This is a genomic window from Paenibacillus sp. SSG-1, assembly GCF_002224835.1.
Lineage (GTDB): Bacteria > Bacillota > Bacilli > Paenibacillales > Paenibacillaceae > Paenibacillus_AQ > Paenibacillus_AQ favisporus.
In genome coordinates this window covers 5,612,224-5,629,578 of the sequence record NZ_MBRK01000001.1, presented here as the reverse complement: position 1 = coordinate 5,629,578, position 17,355 = coordinate 5,612,224, and the positions used below count along the sequence as shown (strand labels likewise).

Annotated in this window: 14 protein-coding genes; 7 read left to right on the top strand and 7 right to left on the bottom strand. The window is 55.5% G+C overall.

The features are described from left to right. The first annotated feature begins 8 nt into the window (after nucleotides 1–8). From BCV73_RS25835 to BCV73_RS25825, 3 genes are all read left to right on the top strand, one after another. Complete coding sequence (locus BCV73_RS25835; RefSeq protein WP_089549068.1) at nucleotides 9–1,646, top strand: response regulator transcription factor; 1,638 nt, start codon at nucleotides 9–11, stop codon at nucleotides 1,644–1,646. Beyond that, nucleotides 1,639–3,456: a cache domain-containing sensor histidine kinase gene (locus BCV73_RS25830; protein WP_076172913.1), complete on the top strand. Its 1,818-nt coding sequence runs from the start codon at nucleotides 1,639–1,641 to the stop codon at nucleotides 3,454–3,456. The genes BCV73_RS25835 and BCV73_RS25830 overlap by 8 nt, the downstream gene beginning before the upstream one ends. 107 nt (nucleotides 3,457–3,563) lie before the next feature. Next, nucleotides 3,564–4,883 carry a family 43 glycosylhydrolase gene (locus BCV73_RS25825; RefSeq protein WP_218828193.1) on the top strand — a complete coding sequence of 440 codons (1,320 nt, stop codon included), beginning with the start codon at nucleotides 3,564–3,566 and terminating at the stop codon, nucleotides 4,881–4,883. 131 nt (nucleotides 4,884–5,014) lie between these two features. On the opposite strand, the gene BCV73_RS25820 is transcribed toward BCV73_RS25825, so the two are convergent. Beyond that, nucleotides 5,015–6,097 carry a substrate-binding domain-containing protein gene (locus BCV73_RS25820; RefSeq protein WP_218828192.1) on the bottom strand — a complete coding sequence of 361 codons (1,083 nt, stop codon included), beginning with the start codon at nucleotides 6,095–6,097 and terminating at the stop codon, nucleotides 5,015–5,017. A gap of 123 nt (nucleotides 6,098–6,220) precedes the next feature. After that, entirely contained in the window at nucleotides 6,221–7,099 is an 879-nt protein-coding gene (locus tag BCV73_RS25815; protein ID WP_089549065.1) for an AraC family transcriptional regulator, read from the bottom strand. Nucleotides 7,100–7,240: 141 nt separating this feature from the next. On the opposite strand from BCV73_RS25815, the gene BCV73_RS25810 reads away from it, so the two are divergent. Beyond that, nucleotides 7,241–8,212, top strand: a complete 972-nt coding sequence (locus tag BCV73_RS25810) for an alpha-L-fucosidase (RefSeq protein ID WP_089549064.1) — start codon at nucleotides 7,241–7,243, stop codon at nucleotides 8,210–8,212. A 24-nt stretch (nucleotides 8,213–8,236) separates the two neighbouring features. On the opposite strand, the gene BCV73_RS25805 is transcribed toward BCV73_RS25810, so the two are convergent. Next, nucleotides 8,237–9,067 carry a helix-turn-helix transcriptional regulator gene (locus BCV73_RS25805; protein ID WP_089549063.1) on the bottom strand — a complete coding sequence of 277 codons (831 nt, stop codon included), beginning with the start codon at nucleotides 9,065–9,067 and terminating at the stop codon, nucleotides 8,237–8,239. A gap of 157 nt (nucleotides 9,068–9,224) precedes the next feature. Between BCV73_RS25805 and BCV73_RS25800 the strand changes: the two genes are divergently transcribed. Both BCV73_RS25800 and BCV73_RS25795 read left to right on the top strand, forming a co-directional pair. Further along, entirely contained in the window at nucleotides 9,225–9,980 is a 756-nt protein-coding gene (locus tag BCV73_RS25800) for a sugar phosphate isomerase/epimerase family protein (RefSeq protein WP_089549062.1), read from the top strand. Nucleotides 9,981–9,998: 18 nt separating this feature from the next. Then, on the top strand, nucleotides 9,999–11,129 hold the full coding sequence (locus BCV73_RS25795) for a Gfo/Idh/MocA family protein (RefSeq protein ID WP_089549061.1): 1,131 nt from the start codon (nucleotides 9,999–10,001) through the stop codon (nucleotides 11,127–11,129). Nucleotides 11,130–11,326: 197 nt separating this feature from the next. Here BCV73_RS25795 and BCV73_RS25790 read toward each other — a convergent pair whose 3' ends face one another. Then, nucleotides 11,327–12,853 (bottom strand): FAD-dependent monooxygenase, encoded by a 1,527-nt coding sequence (locus tag BCV73_RS25790; protein WP_089549060.1) that lies wholly within the window; start codon nucleotides 12,851–12,853, stop codon nucleotides 11,327–11,329. A 325-nt stretch (nucleotides 12,854–13,178) separates the two neighbouring features. On the opposite strand from BCV73_RS25790, the gene BCV73_RS35960 reads away from it, so the two are divergent. Then, complete coding sequence (locus BCV73_RS35960; RefSeq protein WP_256993005.1) at nucleotides 13,179–13,310, top strand: hypothetical protein; 132 nt, start codon at nucleotides 13,179–13,181, stop codon at nucleotides 13,308–13,310. Nucleotides 13,311–14,050: 740 nt separating this feature from the next. Here the strand turns inward: BCV73_RS35960 and BCV73_RS25780 are convergent. From BCV73_RS25780 to BCV73_RS25770, 3 genes are read right to left on the bottom strand one after another with little or no spacing between them, the layout of a single operon-like run. Beyond that, the gene (locus BCV73_RS25780) at nucleotides 14,051–15,124 is read right to left on the bottom strand and encodes a phage baseplate protein (protein WP_089549059.1); all 1,074 of its coding nucleotides are present in this window, start codon (nucleotides 15,122–15,124) and stop codon (nucleotides 14,051–14,053) included. A gap of 43 nt (nucleotides 15,125–15,167) precedes the next feature. Then, the gene (locus BCV73_RS25775) at nucleotides 15,168–15,956 is read right to left on the bottom strand and encodes a glycerophosphodiester phosphodiesterase family protein (RefSeq protein WP_089549058.1); all 789 of its coding nucleotides are present in this window, start codon (nucleotides 15,954–15,956) and stop codon (nucleotides 15,168–15,170) included. Between the two features lie 42 nt (nucleotides 15,957–15,998). Beyond that, entirely contained in the window at nucleotides 15,999–17,333 is a 1,335-nt protein-coding gene (locus BCV73_RS25770; RefSeq protein ID WP_256993004.1) for an ABC transporter substrate-binding protein, read from the bottom strand. Nucleotides 17,334–17,355 lie beyond the last annotated feature (22 nt).

The following is a 17,355-nucleotide window of genomic DNA, read 5'->3' as shown; positions in this document are numbered from 1 at the left end:
ATGCCTATATGATCAGCGTATTAATCGTGGACGATGAATTTGAAATTCGCGAGGGGCTCCGCAAGCGGGTCCCCTGGAATGAATACGGCGTTAGCGCCGTCATGGCCGCTTCGGATGGGGATGAGGCTCTGCAAATGGCCCGTCAACATCAGCCGAATCTGATCGTGACGGACATCAAGATGAACCGGATGTCGGGACTTGAGTTTCTGGCGGAGCTGCATACTTTACCGGATTACCTGTGGAAAGCGGTGCTGATCAGCGGTTACGACGATTTCAGCCTGGTCAAGCAGGCGATCCAGCTTGGAGCGATGGACTATATCCTGAAGCCGATCAAACTGGATGAACTGGAGCGGATCGTCCGTAAAGCGGTGGATGCGATCGAACGGGAACGGCTGCAGCAGCAAACGCAAGACCGCCTCACGTACCAGGTGCAGTTTGCGGAGCCGAAGCTTCAGGAGGAGCTGCTGCGTGAAATGGCGGAGAACGAATACGATCCGTACCGCGAGACCCGCATCTCCCACCGCCTGCAGTCGTTGAGACTGGACTGGATGAGCCGGATGCCGCTGCTGCTGATGGCCATTGAAGGGGACGACCTAAGAGCGCTTCCCGCCCGGCCGGGCATGCCGGATGAGAAGGAGCTTGTCCTGTTCGGCATCGGCAATGTCGTCAGCCATACGCTTGCCGAGCAATTGAACATGCCGTCGGCCCTGTTTAAGGATACGCACGAGCGGTGGGTGGCCGTCATCGGCTGCCCCGATCCCGAGATGCTTGATTCATGCCGCACCATCGCTGAGACCTGCCTGCTTCGCATCAACCAATTCGTGAAGGTCAAGGCCAGCATCGGGATCAGCCCCGCACCCAAAGAGCTGAACAAACTGCATCAGCTCTACGTGGATTGCACCGAGTCCCTGGAGCAAAAGGTGGTCTGCGGGGGCAACCGGGTCTTCACCGGCAGCGTGGAGGACGGAGCCGCAGAGGCCGGCAGGCTGACGATCCGGGAGCCGGGGGCGGTGCTTGACCTGGTGAAGTACGGAACGGACGCCGACATTTCGGAATCCATGAGCGACTTTGAGGATATGGTCAAATCGTGGGAGCTGCCCAATCTAAAAGATATCCAGCAGCAGTTGTTCAAATGGCTGATGGGAATTTATCGTACGGCCGCGTCGGCCGGGTGGCCCGACCGGTCCTGGGAGCAGGACCCGATCGGTCTGTGGGAGCAATTGGAGCAGTACGACACGCTGCAGTCGCTTCAGGATCAGGTGGAGAGCCGGCTGCTGTCCCTGGCGGGAGACTTCCGTAAAATGGCGACCTCCTCCAGCCAGATCGTCCAGGAGGCCGAAAAGATAATCCGTACCCGCTACGCCGAAAATCTGTCGCTGCAGTCGGTGGCCGCGGCCGTTCACGTGACGCCGATCTGGCTCAGCAAGCTGTATAAAAAGGAAAAGGGCCGAACCTTCATCGAGGAACTGACGAGCGTCCGGATTGCCAGGGCCAAAGAGATGCTGGGCGATACGAAATATAAAATTTATCAGGTTTCCCATCAGGTGGGATACAAGGATCCGGTCCATTTTACGAAGCTGTTCAAAAAGCAGGTCGGCGTTACGCCCAAAGAATTCCGCCGCCTGCAGGGGATTCTGGATGATTAGGTCTTTTCTCCGGCTGGCCTCCTCGCTGCGGAACCGGATGATACTGATCTTTCTCGCGATTACGATCGTTCCGTTCATTTTGTTCTCGGCCTACGCGCATACCAAGTCGGTGGAAGGAATCCAGCAGGCCAATGCTACCTTCTCCATGAGCTACCTGGAGCAGTCCAAGATCAATCTGGAGGCATACTTGGCCAAATTGAACGACCAGATGAACGAGCTGATCGGAGACAAGAAGCTGCAAGATTTGCTCGAGCAGCCGCCGGCCAGCAGCCAGGATGAAGTGTCGGCCTCGGTGGACCTCCTGAACATTGTGTACCAGAAGAAAAAGCAGATGGATGCCCTGCAGCTGCGCGTCTATCCGCTGAATTCCGAAGCTTATCCCACTTACTTGAGGGCGCTCGAAGTGACGACCTCGACCCGCAATGAAGACTGGTTTCAGAACGCGGCGAACAGTACGCTCCCGATCTGGCATCTATCGGTGGATGGAGGGCCGAACCGCGGTCCGCTACTCTCCTATGTCAAAACGTTCACCAGCCTGCATAATCGAACGCCGAGGGGGCTGGTGGTTGCCGATCTGGCGGATAACCATTTCAGCCGCTTCTTCTCGCCGACCAAACGGCTGCAGGGGCAGAAATTCCTGATCGTCGACGAAACGGGGAAAATTGTATACGATTCGGCGGGAAGCGAGTGGACCGGAGAGCAGCTGCCGTCCCCCAAATTACTGGCGATGCGGAATGTCCGCAAGGAGGGCGTCGAGACGCTGTCCATTTATGACGAGAAAAATTTGATCGCCTTCGTCCGCATGGACAGCCTGCCCTGGACGATCGTCAGTCTGACACCGATGCACGCTTTGACGGAGCCTATTACTGCGATGCAGAGACTGCTGATCTTTTTTCTGATCGCTTATATGCTATGTGCCGTTGGGGTGGTCATCTATCTCACACGGAATTTTACCCAGCCCGTCTTCCAGTTGGTCCGGCTGATGCGCAAGCTGGAGGAAGGGGATTTCAGCATGCTTATTCCGCATCAGAACCGTAAGGACGAGATCGGCTGGCTGTACCGCGGCTTTGGCAGCATCGTCCGGAAAATTGAAGATCTCATCCTGCAGTCCACGCGCGCCGAGCGAACGAAAAGGGAGCTGGAATTTCAGGTGCTCAGCCACCAGATCAACCCGCATTTTCTCTACAACACGCTGGAATCGATTCGCTGGAAAGCGGAAAACCACGGACGCAACGATATTGGGGAGATGGTATCGGCACTCGGTAATTTGCTGCGGCTCAGCTTGAACCAGGGCAAAGACATTACGACCGTCGGACGCGAGGTCGAGCAGGTGAAGGCCTACGTTCAGATCGAGCAGGCCCGCATCGGCATGCCGCTGCGCGTGCTGTATTTTTTTGACGAAGAGATGCTGGATATGACATTCATGCGCCTGCTGCTGCAGCCTTTGGTCGAGAATGCCATCCAGCACAGCATCCGCGGCAATTTCGAGAAGGGCAAGGTCATCCTCTCCGGCCGCGTGGAAGAGGGGGATCTGGTCATCGATATTAGCGATAACGGCAAGGGAATTCCGGAAGAAGTGCTGAAGGAGTTGAACGATACGGCCGGCAATCGAAAAATGGCGGGCAGATCCGGCGTCGGACTGCGCAATGTGAACGAACGGCTGAAAATTTATTTTGGCCCTGATTACCAGCTGCGGATCGAGACCCAGGAAGGCAAGGGAACCAAAATTACGATCCGTCATCCGATTCTCCCGCCCGGCGGGGAAGAGAGGACGACGCCTGAACGGGGTGCGGATCAGGAAGTCAGTTGAGCGATAAATCCGGTATTGCGGCATGGGGAGGCGCCGTGTACAATGTGGTTAGATATATATCAAATAACAAAGTATGATATATCATACAGATGAGGGGAGAACATACCATGACCACTCAGGGAATTCCGAAAGCCTTTATCAAACCGGCCGGCCATAATCCGGTCATCACCAGCATTTATACGGCGGACCCTTCTGCCCATGTGTGGGAGGACGGAAGAATATACATATACGCCTCCCATGATATCGATCCGCCGCGGGGATGCGATCTAATGGACGCATATCACGTATTTTCCTCAGATGACCTGGTGAATTGGGTCGACGAAGGCGAGATTCTCCATTCACGGGACGTGGCCTGGGGGCGCCCGGAAGGCGGATTTATGTGGGCTCCTGACTGCGCTTACAAGGACGGCACGTATTATTTCTATTATCCGCATCCGAGCGGATCGGACTGGAACGATACCTGGAAAATCGGCGTGGCAACCAGCGATAAGCCGGCCAGCGGCTTTGTCGATCAAGGCTATATCGAAGGGCTCGGCGGCTTCGCCATGATCGACCCTTGCGTCTTCGTCGATGACGACAGCAGGGCGTATATGTATTACGGCGGCGGCAGCAAATGCCAGGGCGGAGAACTGGGCGAGGACATGATGTCCATCAAAGGTTCGATGCAGGACATGACGGGGCTGGAGGATTTTCATGAAGCCGCCTGGGTGTTCAAGCGGGGCGGGCTGTACTACCTCACCTATGCCGACAATCTGGAGGACAACAACCGGATGAGATACGCGACAAGCCGGCATCCACTCGGTCCGTGGACCTATCAGGGCATTTTTCTGGAACCGACCGGCTGCTCGACGACACATGGCTCGGTGGTGGAGTACAAAGGACAGTGGTACCTGTTCTATCATAACCAGGACATTTCAGGACACGGGAACCTGCGCAGCGTGTGCATCGACAGCCTGCATTTTAACGAAGACGGGACCATTCAAACGGTGGTTCAGACCAAGAACAGCGTCAAGCCTGTCGGTGAAGCGCCGGAAGCCGAAATTTCGGCCTACTATGCGGCGTCAGTAAGCACTACGGGAGGCGGTGCTGAAGTTACGGGTGGATCTGGAGCAGAAGCAGTCGTCCGCGGACTGGACGCCGGGGGGGCTTACTGCGAATTCGGCGGCGTCGACGGCGGCAGCGGCGGACGGGCCGCACTGTACATTCATTACAGCACGGACGAAGCCCTGGCCAAGCTGAACTTAACGGTCAACGGCCATGATTACACGCTCATCAACGCTCCCGGAACAGGAAGCGGCGAGGAAGCGGTGGGCGTCGCGTCGTTCACGGTCCGGCTGCAGCCTGGAACGCAGAATACGATCCGGTTGACGGGCGGGCACGGCCGCATTGCTGTAGGCGGACTGTCGGTCAGTCGGTTCGAAGAATAAGAGATTTGGGCTTGGCTTAACCAAGCGGCCCCTGTACACCGGTCAGCTGTTAAGCTTACCGGCGGCAGGGGCCGTTTATGGTTGTGCCAGGGATTAGGAAACCGCGTCTCCTGGGCGCTGCCTTCCTTCCGTTAATCCGCCGTTGCAGGCCCGGTCGAGGCCCTGGGAACGAGGCTTACGGGGACGGTCGTGATAACGGGGCGACGGTCTCCGTTCAGAATGAGGTCGGCGATCGTTTCGCCGATGACGCTGAAATTCTGGTCGATGGTGGTGATTTGCGCGCTGCCGGTCACCGCCCACTCGATATTGTCGAAGCCGGTAATGCTCATCTGCTCAGGTACCCGGATCGACAAACCGAGACAGCACATGTACACGTTAAAGGCGACCTCGTCGTTCTCGCACTCGATGGCGGTGACGCCCGACCGGTAAAACCCGTTAATGATATGCTTCAGCATGTGGTAATCGGGCGTGACATTAAATTTGACGTACTCGGAGACCACTTCGAGCCCGTGGTCGTTCATGCATTTCGTAAACCCGCTAAAGCGTGCGGACAAGCTGGACATGTCACGGGGTGAGAAGCGGGAGACGTAGGCGATCCGGCGGTGCCCGTAATCGACCAGATGCCGGGTCAGCTGGTAGCTGCCCCCGAAATTGTCGCAGACTACGCTGCTTAAATAAGGAATATCATGCGGCTTATCCAGGATGATGACCTGCTTGCCCTGCTCGGTAAACTTCCTGAGCACGTCCAAATGCAGCTCGTTACCTGCCGGATACAGTATGAGGGTGTCCACGTCTTGAGCAAAGAGCCGGAGCAGCAGGCTTCTCATCTTATCCGGATCCGGCTCGCAAATATGGATCGCCAAATGAACATTGGCGCCGTCCAGCCGCGCGGTAGCCGCCTCGACAATGCGAAAGAAACCGCCCTGGTTGACGGCGAAAGGCAGGATGACCGGTATGGTCCTCCCCGGTGCCAGCCCCTCCGGAAGGGAAGTGACAGAGCTGGCCGGCTGAGCGGATAGAGGAATACGCCGCACGAAGCTCCCCACCCCGCGTTTGCGGTACAGGATGCCGGCCTGCTCCAAATCCTCGATAGCCCGCTTGGAGGTAATGCGGCTGACGCCGTACTGCTCGGACAAGCTTTTCTCCGTACAAATCGGCTTATCGTATTCGAACTGATGATTTTCAATTCTGGCGAGGATGTCGTCCTTAATCATTTGATATAACAATTTTGATGGGTCCTTCGGCATTATTATTCTCCGATTCTCGTTAACGTTCTTTGAAATGTGCACGCAAGCCTTGTGCAGCTTTCATTTAGTATATCAAACCAAGCCAATATTTCAATCCACCCGGAACACCTGATACCGTTTCCTGTACTCGCCGGGAGTGAACGAGGTTTGGCGTTTAAACAGACGCGTAAAATAGTTGTTGTCCCGGAATCCGCATTGTTCGGCGACTTTGATCAGGGGCATCTCTGAATGCGCCAGCAGCCGCTTGGCCCGCTCCATCTGCAGATGATGCCGGTATTGAAGCGGACTCATTCCCGAATATTGTTTCAGGCAGCGCGCCAAGTAATCGAAATGGTAATGCAGATCACGCTCCATGCCGGCGGAGTCGAAGGGAGCTTCAAGGTTGTCCGCCAAATAGGCTGCGACCTGCTCTCCAAGGAAAAACGAGCGGGCATGCGGGCTGCCTTTTCTCATGCTTCCCTGCAGCTCGATCAGGAACCTGCCGAATAACATGTGCAGTTCGTAGACTCCGTAGGGGGTAAGCATACCGTGCACTTTCAGCATGTCCTGCAGGATCGGCACCATCGTGCGTAAATCCACCTCGGCAAATTTGGGGATGTCCACCAGGCCCGGCTGGGCCTGGGTATCCTGATCCGACCGGTTCAGCAGCGGCTGATGCCAGTGGCTTTTCTCGGTCAGAACCGGCTGCTCATCCGCCGGGTATTCGAAATGAATCCAATACACCTCGGTTTCGCGCTCGGTCGGACGGCAGCCGCGGTGCGTTTTGCCAGGCTCCAGGACGAGCATCGTTCCTTCCCGGATATCATATGCAATCCCGTTCTCCTCCATATATAGCGTGCCTTTGGCGCAAACGATCAGGTCAAAGGCTTCGAATTGGCGCTCGGCGTGCATCACGCCCGCCTGCCACACCGTATGGCCGACCGCGGCCAGCAGCGGAAACGGCGGCACCTTGAGTTCAAGTACGAGCATATTGCTAAAGCTCCTTTATGAAAAAAACGAATGTAGAGATTGTACTATAAGAAGTCGCCATTGTCAGCTGTGTCAAGGGAGATGATCCTGTAGAGTGGTAGATATTATATGATTTAAGTGAAGTCAGGGAGGCAGTGAGTTATGGATCAACAGGCACTCATCCAAAGGCAGCAGTGGTTTGTGAATCAGCGGTTCGGGATGTTTATTCACTTCAACAGCGCAACGTTTCAGTTTGCCGATTCGGACATTATCGATTGGGAATACGATCACGAGAACGGGGATGAGCCCCGCCGGTTTCCTTTTGACCCGAAGGACTGGAATCCGGAGCAGCTGGACTGCTCGCAGTGGGCAAAGGCCGCCAAATCGGCGGGGATGAGCTTTGCGGCATTGACCGCGAAGCATCATGAAGGCTTCAGCTTGTGGCCGACGAAGTACACGGAGCATTGCGTTCGCAACGCAGCGAGTCAGCGGGATGTCGTCAAGGAATACCTGGACGCGTTCCGGGCGGAAGGGATCGAGGCGGGGCTGTATTTTTCCATGCTGGACCTGCATCACCAAATCGGCCGGAGAACATGCACGCCGGCGGATAAGCAGTTCATTAAAAACCAGCTTGAGGAGCTGCTGACGAGCTACGGCGAGCTTCCGTTCCTCATTATCGACGGCTGGAACGCCCATTGGGGAGGCCCTTCGTACGAGAACCTTCCGTTCGAGGAAATCGATGCATGGGTCAAGCAGCTCCAGCCCCAGTGCTTGCTGATGAACATCAGCTGTGAGACCAACCTGAATCATACGGATGTCGTATTTTATGAAAATGCGGCAGGGCAGGAAGTGGAAGACGGCTTTGTGGGACCGGGCGCGAGCTGCAACGTGTTAACGAAAACCTGGTTCTGGAGAACGACGGATACGGCCAGAGAGCTGAAATCAGTGGATTGGGCACTGGACATGGTTCGGGACTGCAACCGCCAGAACGTGACCTTTCTGTTGAACGGAGCTCCCAACCGGCAGGGACTGCTGGACGCGAACGTGCTGGAGCGCTTCCGGGAGATCGGACAGCGGTACCGGAAACCGGAAGACCTGACCGTCATTCCCGAAGGCTGGCTGACCCGGGGGTAAGCTGCTGCAAGCCCCTGGAGCAATTTAATGGAGCAGCATGGGATGACGTTTGGCGGACGGAGCGCAGCCCAGCACCTTTTTATACGCGCGGAAAAAGGAAGAATAATCATGGAAGCCGACGGCGGCCGCCGCCGAACTCGCGGTATGCCCCTGAAGCATCAAATTCTGCGCCATCACGACCCGTTTATGGATGATATAATTGCCGATGGTCGTGCCCGTCGCTCTGCGGAACATTTTGTTCAAATGATGCTTGCTGATGTAAAAGGCGGCGGATAGATCGTCGAGCGAGACCGATTCGGTGATATGGTCGTTGACGTAAGCAATAATCCGCGGGACTGAGGGTCCGGAGGAAGAGGCATCCGAGGTGCCTTTCAGCGCATAGCTGTGGATTAGAATCTGCGACAGCAGCGCCTCAAGACGCACCCGGAGCGCAAGATCGCGAATGGCGGCATCGGCGTGCCGGGCATCCATCAGCTGCTTGAAAAAAGTAAACATGACGCGGTTACCGTCATCCTTGTAATAGATCCCTGCCGGACCATCATCGGGATGGAAGGGAGATAATAAGGCGGACTGGTTTTCGGGCGGAAGAAATCCGGGCACAAAATGGAGCGATATCCTTTCATAAGGGATGTCGCTTTCGATTTTTACGCCGTGGAACACGTGTGGGGCGATGAGCAGCAGGCTGTGCGGTTCCGGTACGTAGCGCTTGCCCTCGACCAGATAGCTGACTTCTCCGGCGATAAAATAGTACACCTCGTAAAAATTGTGGCAGTGCAGCGCATATTGGTCCGTCTTGCGCCGGTCGGCTGCATGGTGGAAATTCAATGAGTCGGTATGGATATTGGCGTACAGCATCCGTTCGCCCCCTCAAGCTTTTGTTGGGTTTAGTCTAACGAATGACCGCTATATTTGCAATGTTATGGCTTCGATTTACAATGGCGATTCCGGGTGCCGGGACTATAATTAAGGGGAGAATGCACTTTTGGAAATCTTGAAGGAGGGGCCAAATTTCATGATTTTAGGCGCACAATTGTACACCGTCCGATCCTTTCTCCAGACGGAAAAAGATATTCGGCGAACATTGCAAAAAATTGCGGCTATGGGCTATACGTCGGTCCAGATTTCGGCCATCGGTTCCATCCGTCCCGAGACGCTTCGCGCCATTTGCGACGAGCTATCGCTTCAAATTGTGCTGACGCATACGAGCCCGGACCGGATCCTGAACGAAACGGATCAAGTCATCGAGGAGCATCATATTCTGGGCTGCGATTACATCGGCATTGGATCGATGCCTGATAAATACCGCGGTCTCGACTGGTACGGGTATTTCGCGGAGGACTTCCGGGAAGCGGCAGGGCGGATCGCCAAGGCAGGCAAGCTGTTCATGTACCACAACCATCATTTTGAGTTCGAAAAAATCGGCGGCAAGCGCCTTATTGAGCGGCTGGTGGAGGACTTCGCGCCGGAGGAGATGGGCATTACGCTCGATACATATTGGGTACAGGCGGCCGGCGCCGACGTATGCGAATGGATCGGCAAGTTGAAGGACCGTCTTCACTGCGTGCATTTGAAGGACATGGCCGTCCAGGGAACGCAGCAGCTAATGGCCCCCGTCATGGAAGGGAACATGAATTTTCCGGCAATTTTGAAAGCGCTTGAACAAGCGAATACAAAATATCTGCTGGTCGAGCAGGACGTATGCCAGACAAGTCCGTTCGACTGCCTGCAGACGAGCTACAACAATTTGGCTTCCCTTGGCTACCGCTAAGGAGAATGGAGGGTCTTGATGTCTAAATTACGGATCGGCGTCATCGGGATGGGCAATATGGGGTCGGATCATGCCAAAAAATTAAACAAGGGTATCGTACCGGAAGCGGAGCTCACCGCAGTGTCGGAAATGGACGGCAAGCGTCTGGAGGACGCCAAAACGTATTTGCAAGGCGACATCGGCTACTTTGCGACGCCGGACGAGTTGATGGACAGCGGCCTATGTGATGCCGTGATTATTGCGACGCCGCACTACGACCATCCAAGGCTCGCCATTATGGCTTTCACCAAAGGGCTGCATGTTTTATGCGAAAAGCCGGCCGGCGTCTACACGAAGCAGGTGCGGGAAATGAACGAGAAGGCGCGGGAAAGCGGCCGCATCTTCGGCATGATGTTCAACCAGCGGACCAATCCGATGTACCGCAAAATGCATGAGCTCGTGCACAGCGGCGAGCTTGGCGCGATTAAGCGAGTGAACTGGATCATTACCGACTGGTACCGGTCGCAGGCCTATTATGACTCGGGAAGCTGGCGCGCCACCTGGGCCGGGGAAGGCGGAGGCGTGCTCATCAACCAATGCCCGCACAACATCGACCTCCTCCAATGGATTTGCGGCATGCCGGCCCAAGTTCGCGCTTTCTGTCATGAAGGCAAGTGGCATAACATCGAGGTGGAGGATGACGTCACGGCATATATGGAATTCCCGAACGGAGCCACGGGCGTATTCGTCACGACGACGGCCGACCTGCCGGGAACGAACCGTTTGGAAATTACGCTGGAAATGGGCAAGCTGGTGTGCGAAAACAATACGCTGACGCTGCATAAGCTGAGCCAGAACGAGCGTGAATACTGTTTTACAACGAAGGACGGCTTTGCGAAGCCTCCTGTGGAAGTGTCCGTCATCGAGACGCAAGGTGACAACAGCCAGCATACCGGCGTCATCGCTTCGTTTGCCAAGGCCGTCCTGGACGGTGCGCCGCTGATCGCTGACGGCGAGGAGGGCATCAACAGTTTAATGCTGTCCAATGCGATGCATCTGTCGAGCTGGATCGGCGACACCGTTGCGCTCCCCATCGACGAGGATCTGTTTTTAGAGGAGCTGAATAAGCGGATAGCGGCGTCGAAACACAAGGTGACTGCTGGGATCTAACGATAGAAAAGGTATGGCGAGTTGAAACCCGCGGAAGGATTGGATAATGTTTTGAGATCCGGACTGAATTCCAGCCGCCGTACCTCGCTGAGAGTTCAAGCAATATCCAAGCGACAAGCCGAATCCGCCACAGCTGCTGCAGCATGTCTCGGGTACAACCGCATCACAGCAACAAATGAAAAGAGCCGACGACTGCGTCAGCTCTTTTCGCTTGTAAGCGGAGCGATATGAAATCGATTGAGGTATGCCTGAATCGCACCGGTATCCTGGTGAGGCTCCGCCAACGCGACGTATCCGTCCGGCCGGACCAGAAATGCCGAATCGGGATGCATGCCGGCTGCTTTCATGGATAGCGTCCACCCCATTTCATGCAAGGGGATGCCTGTCGTTTCGCTGAGCCGGCGCAGACTTTGCGATGCCTGGCCGTACACATGCAGCTGCCAATCGACGGATTGCAGCGGTTCGAAGTTGTCCCCATGGGCGGTCTGAATCCAGGGCAGACGGTCGCCGCCGTGAACGGAGCCGGAAGCACCGCTGCTCAGCATGCTGTCCCGGTAACGGATTTGCGTTTGCGACAGCCGTTGGAAGGCCATTTTTCGTATAGGCGGGACATCGAGAAGCAGGGGAACGATATGGGGAATGACCATGTCCTGAACCAGGGAGGTCATGATGCCGCCCCCTACGATCGATTGGAACAGCCGGTCTGTGGTGGCCACGAGCGTCCGGGCAAAAGCAATCCGCTCCGTCTCGTAGGAATCGAGAATGCCGGCGTCCGCTTTGTCCAGAAGAACCGCGGCAAGCTTCCAGCCCAGATTCACGGCGTCCCCAATACCGGTATTCATGCCTTGCCCTCCGACCGGGCTGTGCACATGGGCCGCATCCCCGGCGATAAAGATTCGCCCCTTGCGGAAATGCCCGCATACCCGGTGATGGCTTTTATAAGTCGAATACCAGTTTACCTGGCCGATGTGCACTCCCGTATTTCTCTCCACATAAGGAATCAGAGGTTCCAATTCCGCGGGAACTCCCTGATTCAGGATCTTAGGCGGAATCAGTCCGATGAGCCGGACCTGTCCGCTCGTGCGGATCGGGAAGACCAGACAGAACCCTTCTTCAAAAAAGTTCATTGTCACGTTTGTCACGGGCTCTTTACTCCCCACATCAGCCACGAAAAACATCTGCTCATACGTTCCTCCGGGAAACTCCAGTCCCATCTCCTTGCGGACCGTACTATGCGCCCCATCGCACCCGCACACATAGGCATACGCTTGTTTCTCTTCGCTCCCTTGCCGGGTCGTGACGGCATGCACCTCTTCATTCCCTTCCTGAAGGGAAACGAGCCCGGTATTCCACTCCACATGGATTCCTTTGGAGTCGAGATGCTCGATGAGAAGGACTTCATGCTCGTCCTGAGGCAGGCTGAGTACATAGGGATAGGGGCTGATTTCTTCTCCAAAATCACCAAAGTTGATGGTTCCCTTAAGCTTTCCGTTCTTCATAATTTGGCCGGTATGCATGGGGATGCCGCGCTGCACAAATGAATCCGCTATGCCGAACTGCTGGTAGAACTCCAGGGTTCTGGCATGAACGACCATGGCTCTGGAGGCTTCTCCCGGTCCGGAGCGTTGATCGATGATCCGAAAAGGAATTCCCTGCTTCTCCAGGGCCAGAGCCAAAACGAGACCGGTCGGACCGGCGCCGACAATCAATACCTGAGGTTGCATGATCGCTGCCTCCTTTTTTTGGAGCTTATGTGTACATTATAGTTTTTACCCTTCGAAATGCCATCAACAAAAGGGCTGGTTGTGATCAGTAAGCGGCACAAACCGGTGGAGTGTTCAGGGAGCCGGGGAATATGGTTTGGAAGCTGGGGCTGTTAAATCAGATTATATCGAAAGAGAGAGGCATTTTTCATGTGAAATGAGAGGATCCGGTGTCCGGATAAGTGAGAGAATTAGCAATTAGCAAATGGTAGATTGTGGTATAATCGAAAGGACAAAGTAACCGGTGGGAGGACGCGGCGAAGCAAACCCGAAAGGGGGTGACGCCGTGTCCATTCTTGAAGTGGCCTTAAAGCTTTTGGACGGACTGCTGAAGCTGGTCGGTATCATTACTGGCCTGAAAACTTTGGTCAGTGCCTGGAAGCAAGCGCGGCATAACAAGAAAAACCACCGGGATTAGGTTGGGAGCCTAGCAATCCGGTGGTTCTTCATAGCCTTATGAAATTCTCGCCGTGGTCGCCCGCCGGCCTTTGTCAAAAGTCACGATGTTACCAGCATCGTGGCTTTTTTAGTTTACGCTTGATCTATTTCAAGTATACCACAAAAAGCGGACCGCTACACGGTAAGCCTTAAGGTAACGGAGGGCATAGATAATAGCAGACAAACAACGGCTGGGAGAAACCCCTGGCTATTCTACTGAATTTCAAGACGCTCTCGATATAGGAGCAGGTACATATAAAATGGTAAATCCGAAAGAATGAAACTATTTCTAGTAACAGGGGTTTTAAATATGAACGAAAAAGTGAGTCGAGGTCTGCTGTCCTTCGTGACTATGGTTAATGATCCTAATTAGAAATGGGGTATAAAAATGACCTTAAAACGAGTGGTTGTGGCGATTCGTGTTATTGTGATCCTCTTGCTCGTTGCGTTCCTTACTTTGAAAAATTTCGGGAATCATCTAGGGGATGTTATGGAGCAAATGGGGTAAAGTGCTAGGGGCAACTGTCAAATGCATCCGCCAAGGATGGCGCGACGTATACTGATATTTCCTTCAAGCCGTAAAATATCAAACACATGAATATTTCCTTTACATTTGCTCTGGGCATAAACTTTTGAGGAATAGCCTTAGAACCTACCCAGAATACGGCTTCATATAAAAAAGGAAGGCGGCCATACACGGCCGCCTTCCTCATTTGAACTTTAATCCTGCAGCGCCTGCTCGGGCAGGAGCCGATCAAAGGCGTAGATGCTGGCGAGCCGGTTAGGCGTAAAGGCGGACGCAAAGCCGAAGCACAGCTCGGCTTTCTGCGGGTGCCTGATGTCCGGAATCCGGATCGACATGCCCTCAGGCTCCCGGTAAGTCAGCTCCGGCGCGGTAAGGATCAGCTGCCGGTCTACGACCTCCCCGGTGCTCAGCTTCACGACAGTGATGTACGTATTGCCGGTGCCTTCGACCGAGCCGGCCGAACCGTAGGCGCTGCCCTCCAGGAGATACAGGTAACCGCCGTAGGAGGCGAAGCCCTGGAACGTGCCGAGGGAAGGCTGGAGGACGTCCGCCACCGGCTCGTAGATGTGCTGCTTAACTTTCTCCAGCTCATATACGCCAAAATGGAAGGCTCCGTTCAGACGGTAACGCATCGTCAGCAGCCCGTTCGCCTGGTCGATATGGACCGTCGTCCGGTCGGCACCGGGGATCAGCCGGTACTTCTCAAGCTCCGACGACTCCGGCGTCAGGATGGCGCCGTCCTGGAAGGCGAACCGGGTCAGCTGGGTTCCCCAGCCGCTGCCCGACTCCGTCACCGAGTCGGTTTCCGTCCATAAGTAGGCCTGCGACCCGTCTGCCTCCACACCGATCTGCACGCCGTGGCCAAATCCCTTCAGGAACATGTGCCCCAGCTCGTTTCCGTTCATATCCAGCTGGGTCAGGGCCAGATCGCCGCTGCTGGAGCGGGCGGCTCCGCTCACTGGCGCGGTTTCGCCGGGTAGCTGCTGTCCGCCGGCCATGAGCTGAACGGTATAAATACGCCCGTTCGCATTATCGATGGCAAAGGACTGAAGCACGGTCCCGTTATGCAGCGGCTTCTCGCGGATCACTTCCTTCGCCTCCTGCGACAGGTCGAACATTTTGGACTTCAGCGGCGACGGCTGCGCATGAGCGCCGGAAGCGGAGAGAGGCAGGAGGGCGGCGATCAGGAAGCCTGCCGTTAATTTCATGAGTGTGCGGCGGGCCAATCCCTTCACGGCCCAACGGCTGTTAAATTTCGAATGATCCATGGACATCAATCCTCCAATCAAGGGTTGGGATGAAACCGGACATTCACGGCTGCGGCATGAAACTTGTGGGTGAGAGATCCATCTGCTCCCGAATCCGCATGGCGGGGAGCGGGTTGTTCACCGTCATCAGCAGGGAACCGCAGCCAATCGCGTAGTAGACCTGCTGATCGTCATCCGGGCAGTAGCACCACGGCAGGATGCCCAGATCCTCGTATTCCTTCACCCGGGCAGGCGTCAGCAGCTTCATGCTGAGTCCCACCGCCCACATTTTCGAAATCGTCCCCTCGGGTCCCGGCACATAGTTATGCATCTGCTCACCGGGAAAGCCCTGCGTCTTAAGGCCATGTTTGTCGTGGATATGCGCCAGAACCGTGGCGTCAAAGCTGGTAAATACGCACCGGTGAAGCTCCCCGCGGGATGCCAGCTGGACAATGGCGGCGTCTGCGGTTTCCAGAGCCCGTTCGTCCGGTTTGATCTCCACGTTCAGCAGGACGTCCGGATAAGGGGCGATCAACTCGCAGAATTCCTCGAAGGTCGGAACTTTAAGTCCCTCGAACACTTTGCCGAACCAGCCGCCGGCATCCAGCCGCTTCAGCTCCTCCAGCGTATAATCGCCGACCGGGCCCGATCCGTCCGTCGTCCGGTCGACGGTGGCGTCATGGATGACCACCACGACATCGTCGCGGGTCATGCGCAGGTCCAGCTCCAGCATATCGACGCCGAGATCCAGCGCCTGTTGAAACGACAAGAGCGTATTTTCCGGATAAGCGGACTTCCAGCCGCGGTGTCCGGACACCACGATGGACTGCAGCTGCTGCAAATGCTCTAGCATAAGACAGTGTACCTCCTTGTTATTGGCGGGAATGGGGTCACGTTAATTTTTCAAGATCCGGTCCACTTCTTCCTTGTAGCTGTTCAGCGTGGCATCGACGTCCTTGTTATCGTACATGATCGCTTGGATCGCCTTGTTAAACTCCTGCTCGACCTGCGGCCACTGGACGCTCTTGTTGGTATCAACGGCATATTGGAGCTGCTCAAAAGCCACCTTCCGGTTCGGCTCCTTTTCCCACAACTGCTTGATGGCGTCCGAATCGACCATCTGCTTCGTGAAAGGAAGGTAGCCCGTATCGATAACGAACTGCTGCGCGCCTTCCGGACTGGTCATCAGCCAGTGCATGAACTCCCAGGCCGCATCCTTATGCTTGGAGGCCGCCATCATGGCCACGTTGCCGCCCCCGGTCGGAGTAGCGTACTGCTTATCCTGCGGAAGAAATGCCGTCACGTAATCGAACTTCGCACCTTGAGTCAGGCCGGAGATCGAACCGGTCGATTGGAAAAGAATCCCCACCTTGCCGCTCGTAAACATCTGGTTCGTAATGTTGCCGGAGTCCTGGCTAGGCGGATAGTAGAGGGCGCCGATATTTTGCAGCTCCTTCAGATACTTGAAGGTCTTGGACGCTTCGGTCGTATAACCGACGGACGTGCCCTCATCGTTGAAGAACTTGCCTCCGGCCTGCGTAATCATGGCGATTGGATACCAGGTATCGTACGGCATCGTCAGCCCGTAGCGTTTCACCTCGCCGTTTTCCTTGACGACCAGCGCTTCGGCTGTTTTTTTCAATTCGTCCCAGGTTGTCGGGATGGACAGGCCTTTTTCGTCCAGCATCGACTTGTTGATGTGCATCACCGGCGTGGAGCGGTTAAACGGAAGGGAGACCAGCTTATCGTTAAAATAGGAATGCCCCATCAGCCCCTCCTCAAAATCGTCCTTGCTGAGGCCGGACTTTTCCATGTAGGGGGCCAGGTCTTCCAGAACTTCAGCGTCTGCAAACAGCTGGACGTTGGAACGCTCAAGCATCGTCACGTCCGGCGCGGTCTTGGCCGCAACGGCCTGCTGCAGCTTGGTTACCGTTTCCTGGTAGCTGCCCTGGAACGTTCCGACGACCTCGATTTTGTCCTGGGAGCTGTTGAACCGCTTGATCATGGCGTCCAGAAACTCACCGTTCTTGCCGCCGATCGAGTGCCAGAACTGGATGGTCTCCTTGCCGGAGCCGGAATTACCGGCATTGCTGGATGCCTCTCCCGAAGCGGCCTTGCTGTCCGTGCCTGCCGTTTCGCCTCCGGACCCGCTTCCGCCTCCGCTGCATCCTGCCAATAATGTCATGATCAGCGCCAGTGTCAGCGCGATGAATGGAAACTTGTTCTTCACAGAAACTCCTCCATTTTCAGGT

Excerpts from the sequence above, each read along its gene's own strand:
- BCV73_RS25835 (WP_089549068.1), top strand. The coding sequence starts at position 9 with ATGATCAGCGTATTAATCGTGGACGATGAATTTGAAATTCGCGAGGGG.
- BCV73_RS25830 (WP_076172913.1), top strand. The coding sequence starts at position 1,639 with ATGATTAGGTCTTTTCTCCGGCTGGCCTCCTCGCTGCGGAACCGGATG.
- BCV73_RS25825 (WP_218828193.1), top strand. The coding sequence starts at position 3,564 with ATGACCACTCAGGGAATTCCGAAAGCCTTTATCAAACCGGCCGGCCAT.
- BCV73_RS25820 (WP_218828192.1), bottom strand. The coding sequence starts at position 6,097 with ATGATTAAGGACGACATCCTCGCCAGAATTGAAAATCATCAGTTCGAA.
- BCV73_RS25815 (WP_089549065.1), bottom strand. The coding sequence starts at position 7,099 with ATGCTCGTACTTGAACTCAAGGTGCCGCCGTTTCCGCTGCTGGCCGCG.
- BCV73_RS25810 (WP_089549064.1), top strand. The coding sequence starts at position 7,241 with ATGGATCAACAGGCACTCATCCAAAGGCAGCAGTGGTTTGTGAATCAG.
- BCV73_RS25805 (WP_089549063.1), bottom strand. The coding sequence starts at position 9,067 with ATGCTGTACGCCAATATCCATACCGACTCATTGAATTTCCACCATGCA.
- BCV73_RS25800 (WP_089549062.1), top strand. The coding sequence starts at position 9,225 with ATGATTTTAGGCGCACAATTGTACACCGTCCGATCCTTTCTCCAGACG.
- BCV73_RS25795 (WP_089549061.1), top strand. The coding sequence starts at position 9,999 with ATGTCTAAATTACGGATCGGCGTCATCGGGATGGGCAATATGGGGTCG.
- BCV73_RS25790 (WP_089549060.1), bottom strand. The coding sequence starts at position 12,853 with ATGCAACCTCAGGTATTGATTGTCGGCGCCGGTCCGACCGGTCTCGTT.
- BCV73_RS25780 (WP_089549059.1), bottom strand. The coding sequence starts at position 15,124 with ATGGATCATTCGAAATTTAACAGCCGTTGGGCCGTGAAGGGATTGGCC.
- BCV73_RS25775 (WP_089549058.1), bottom strand. The coding sequence starts at position 15,956 with ATGCTAGAGCATTTGCAGCAGCTGCAGTCCATCGTGGTGTCCGGACAC.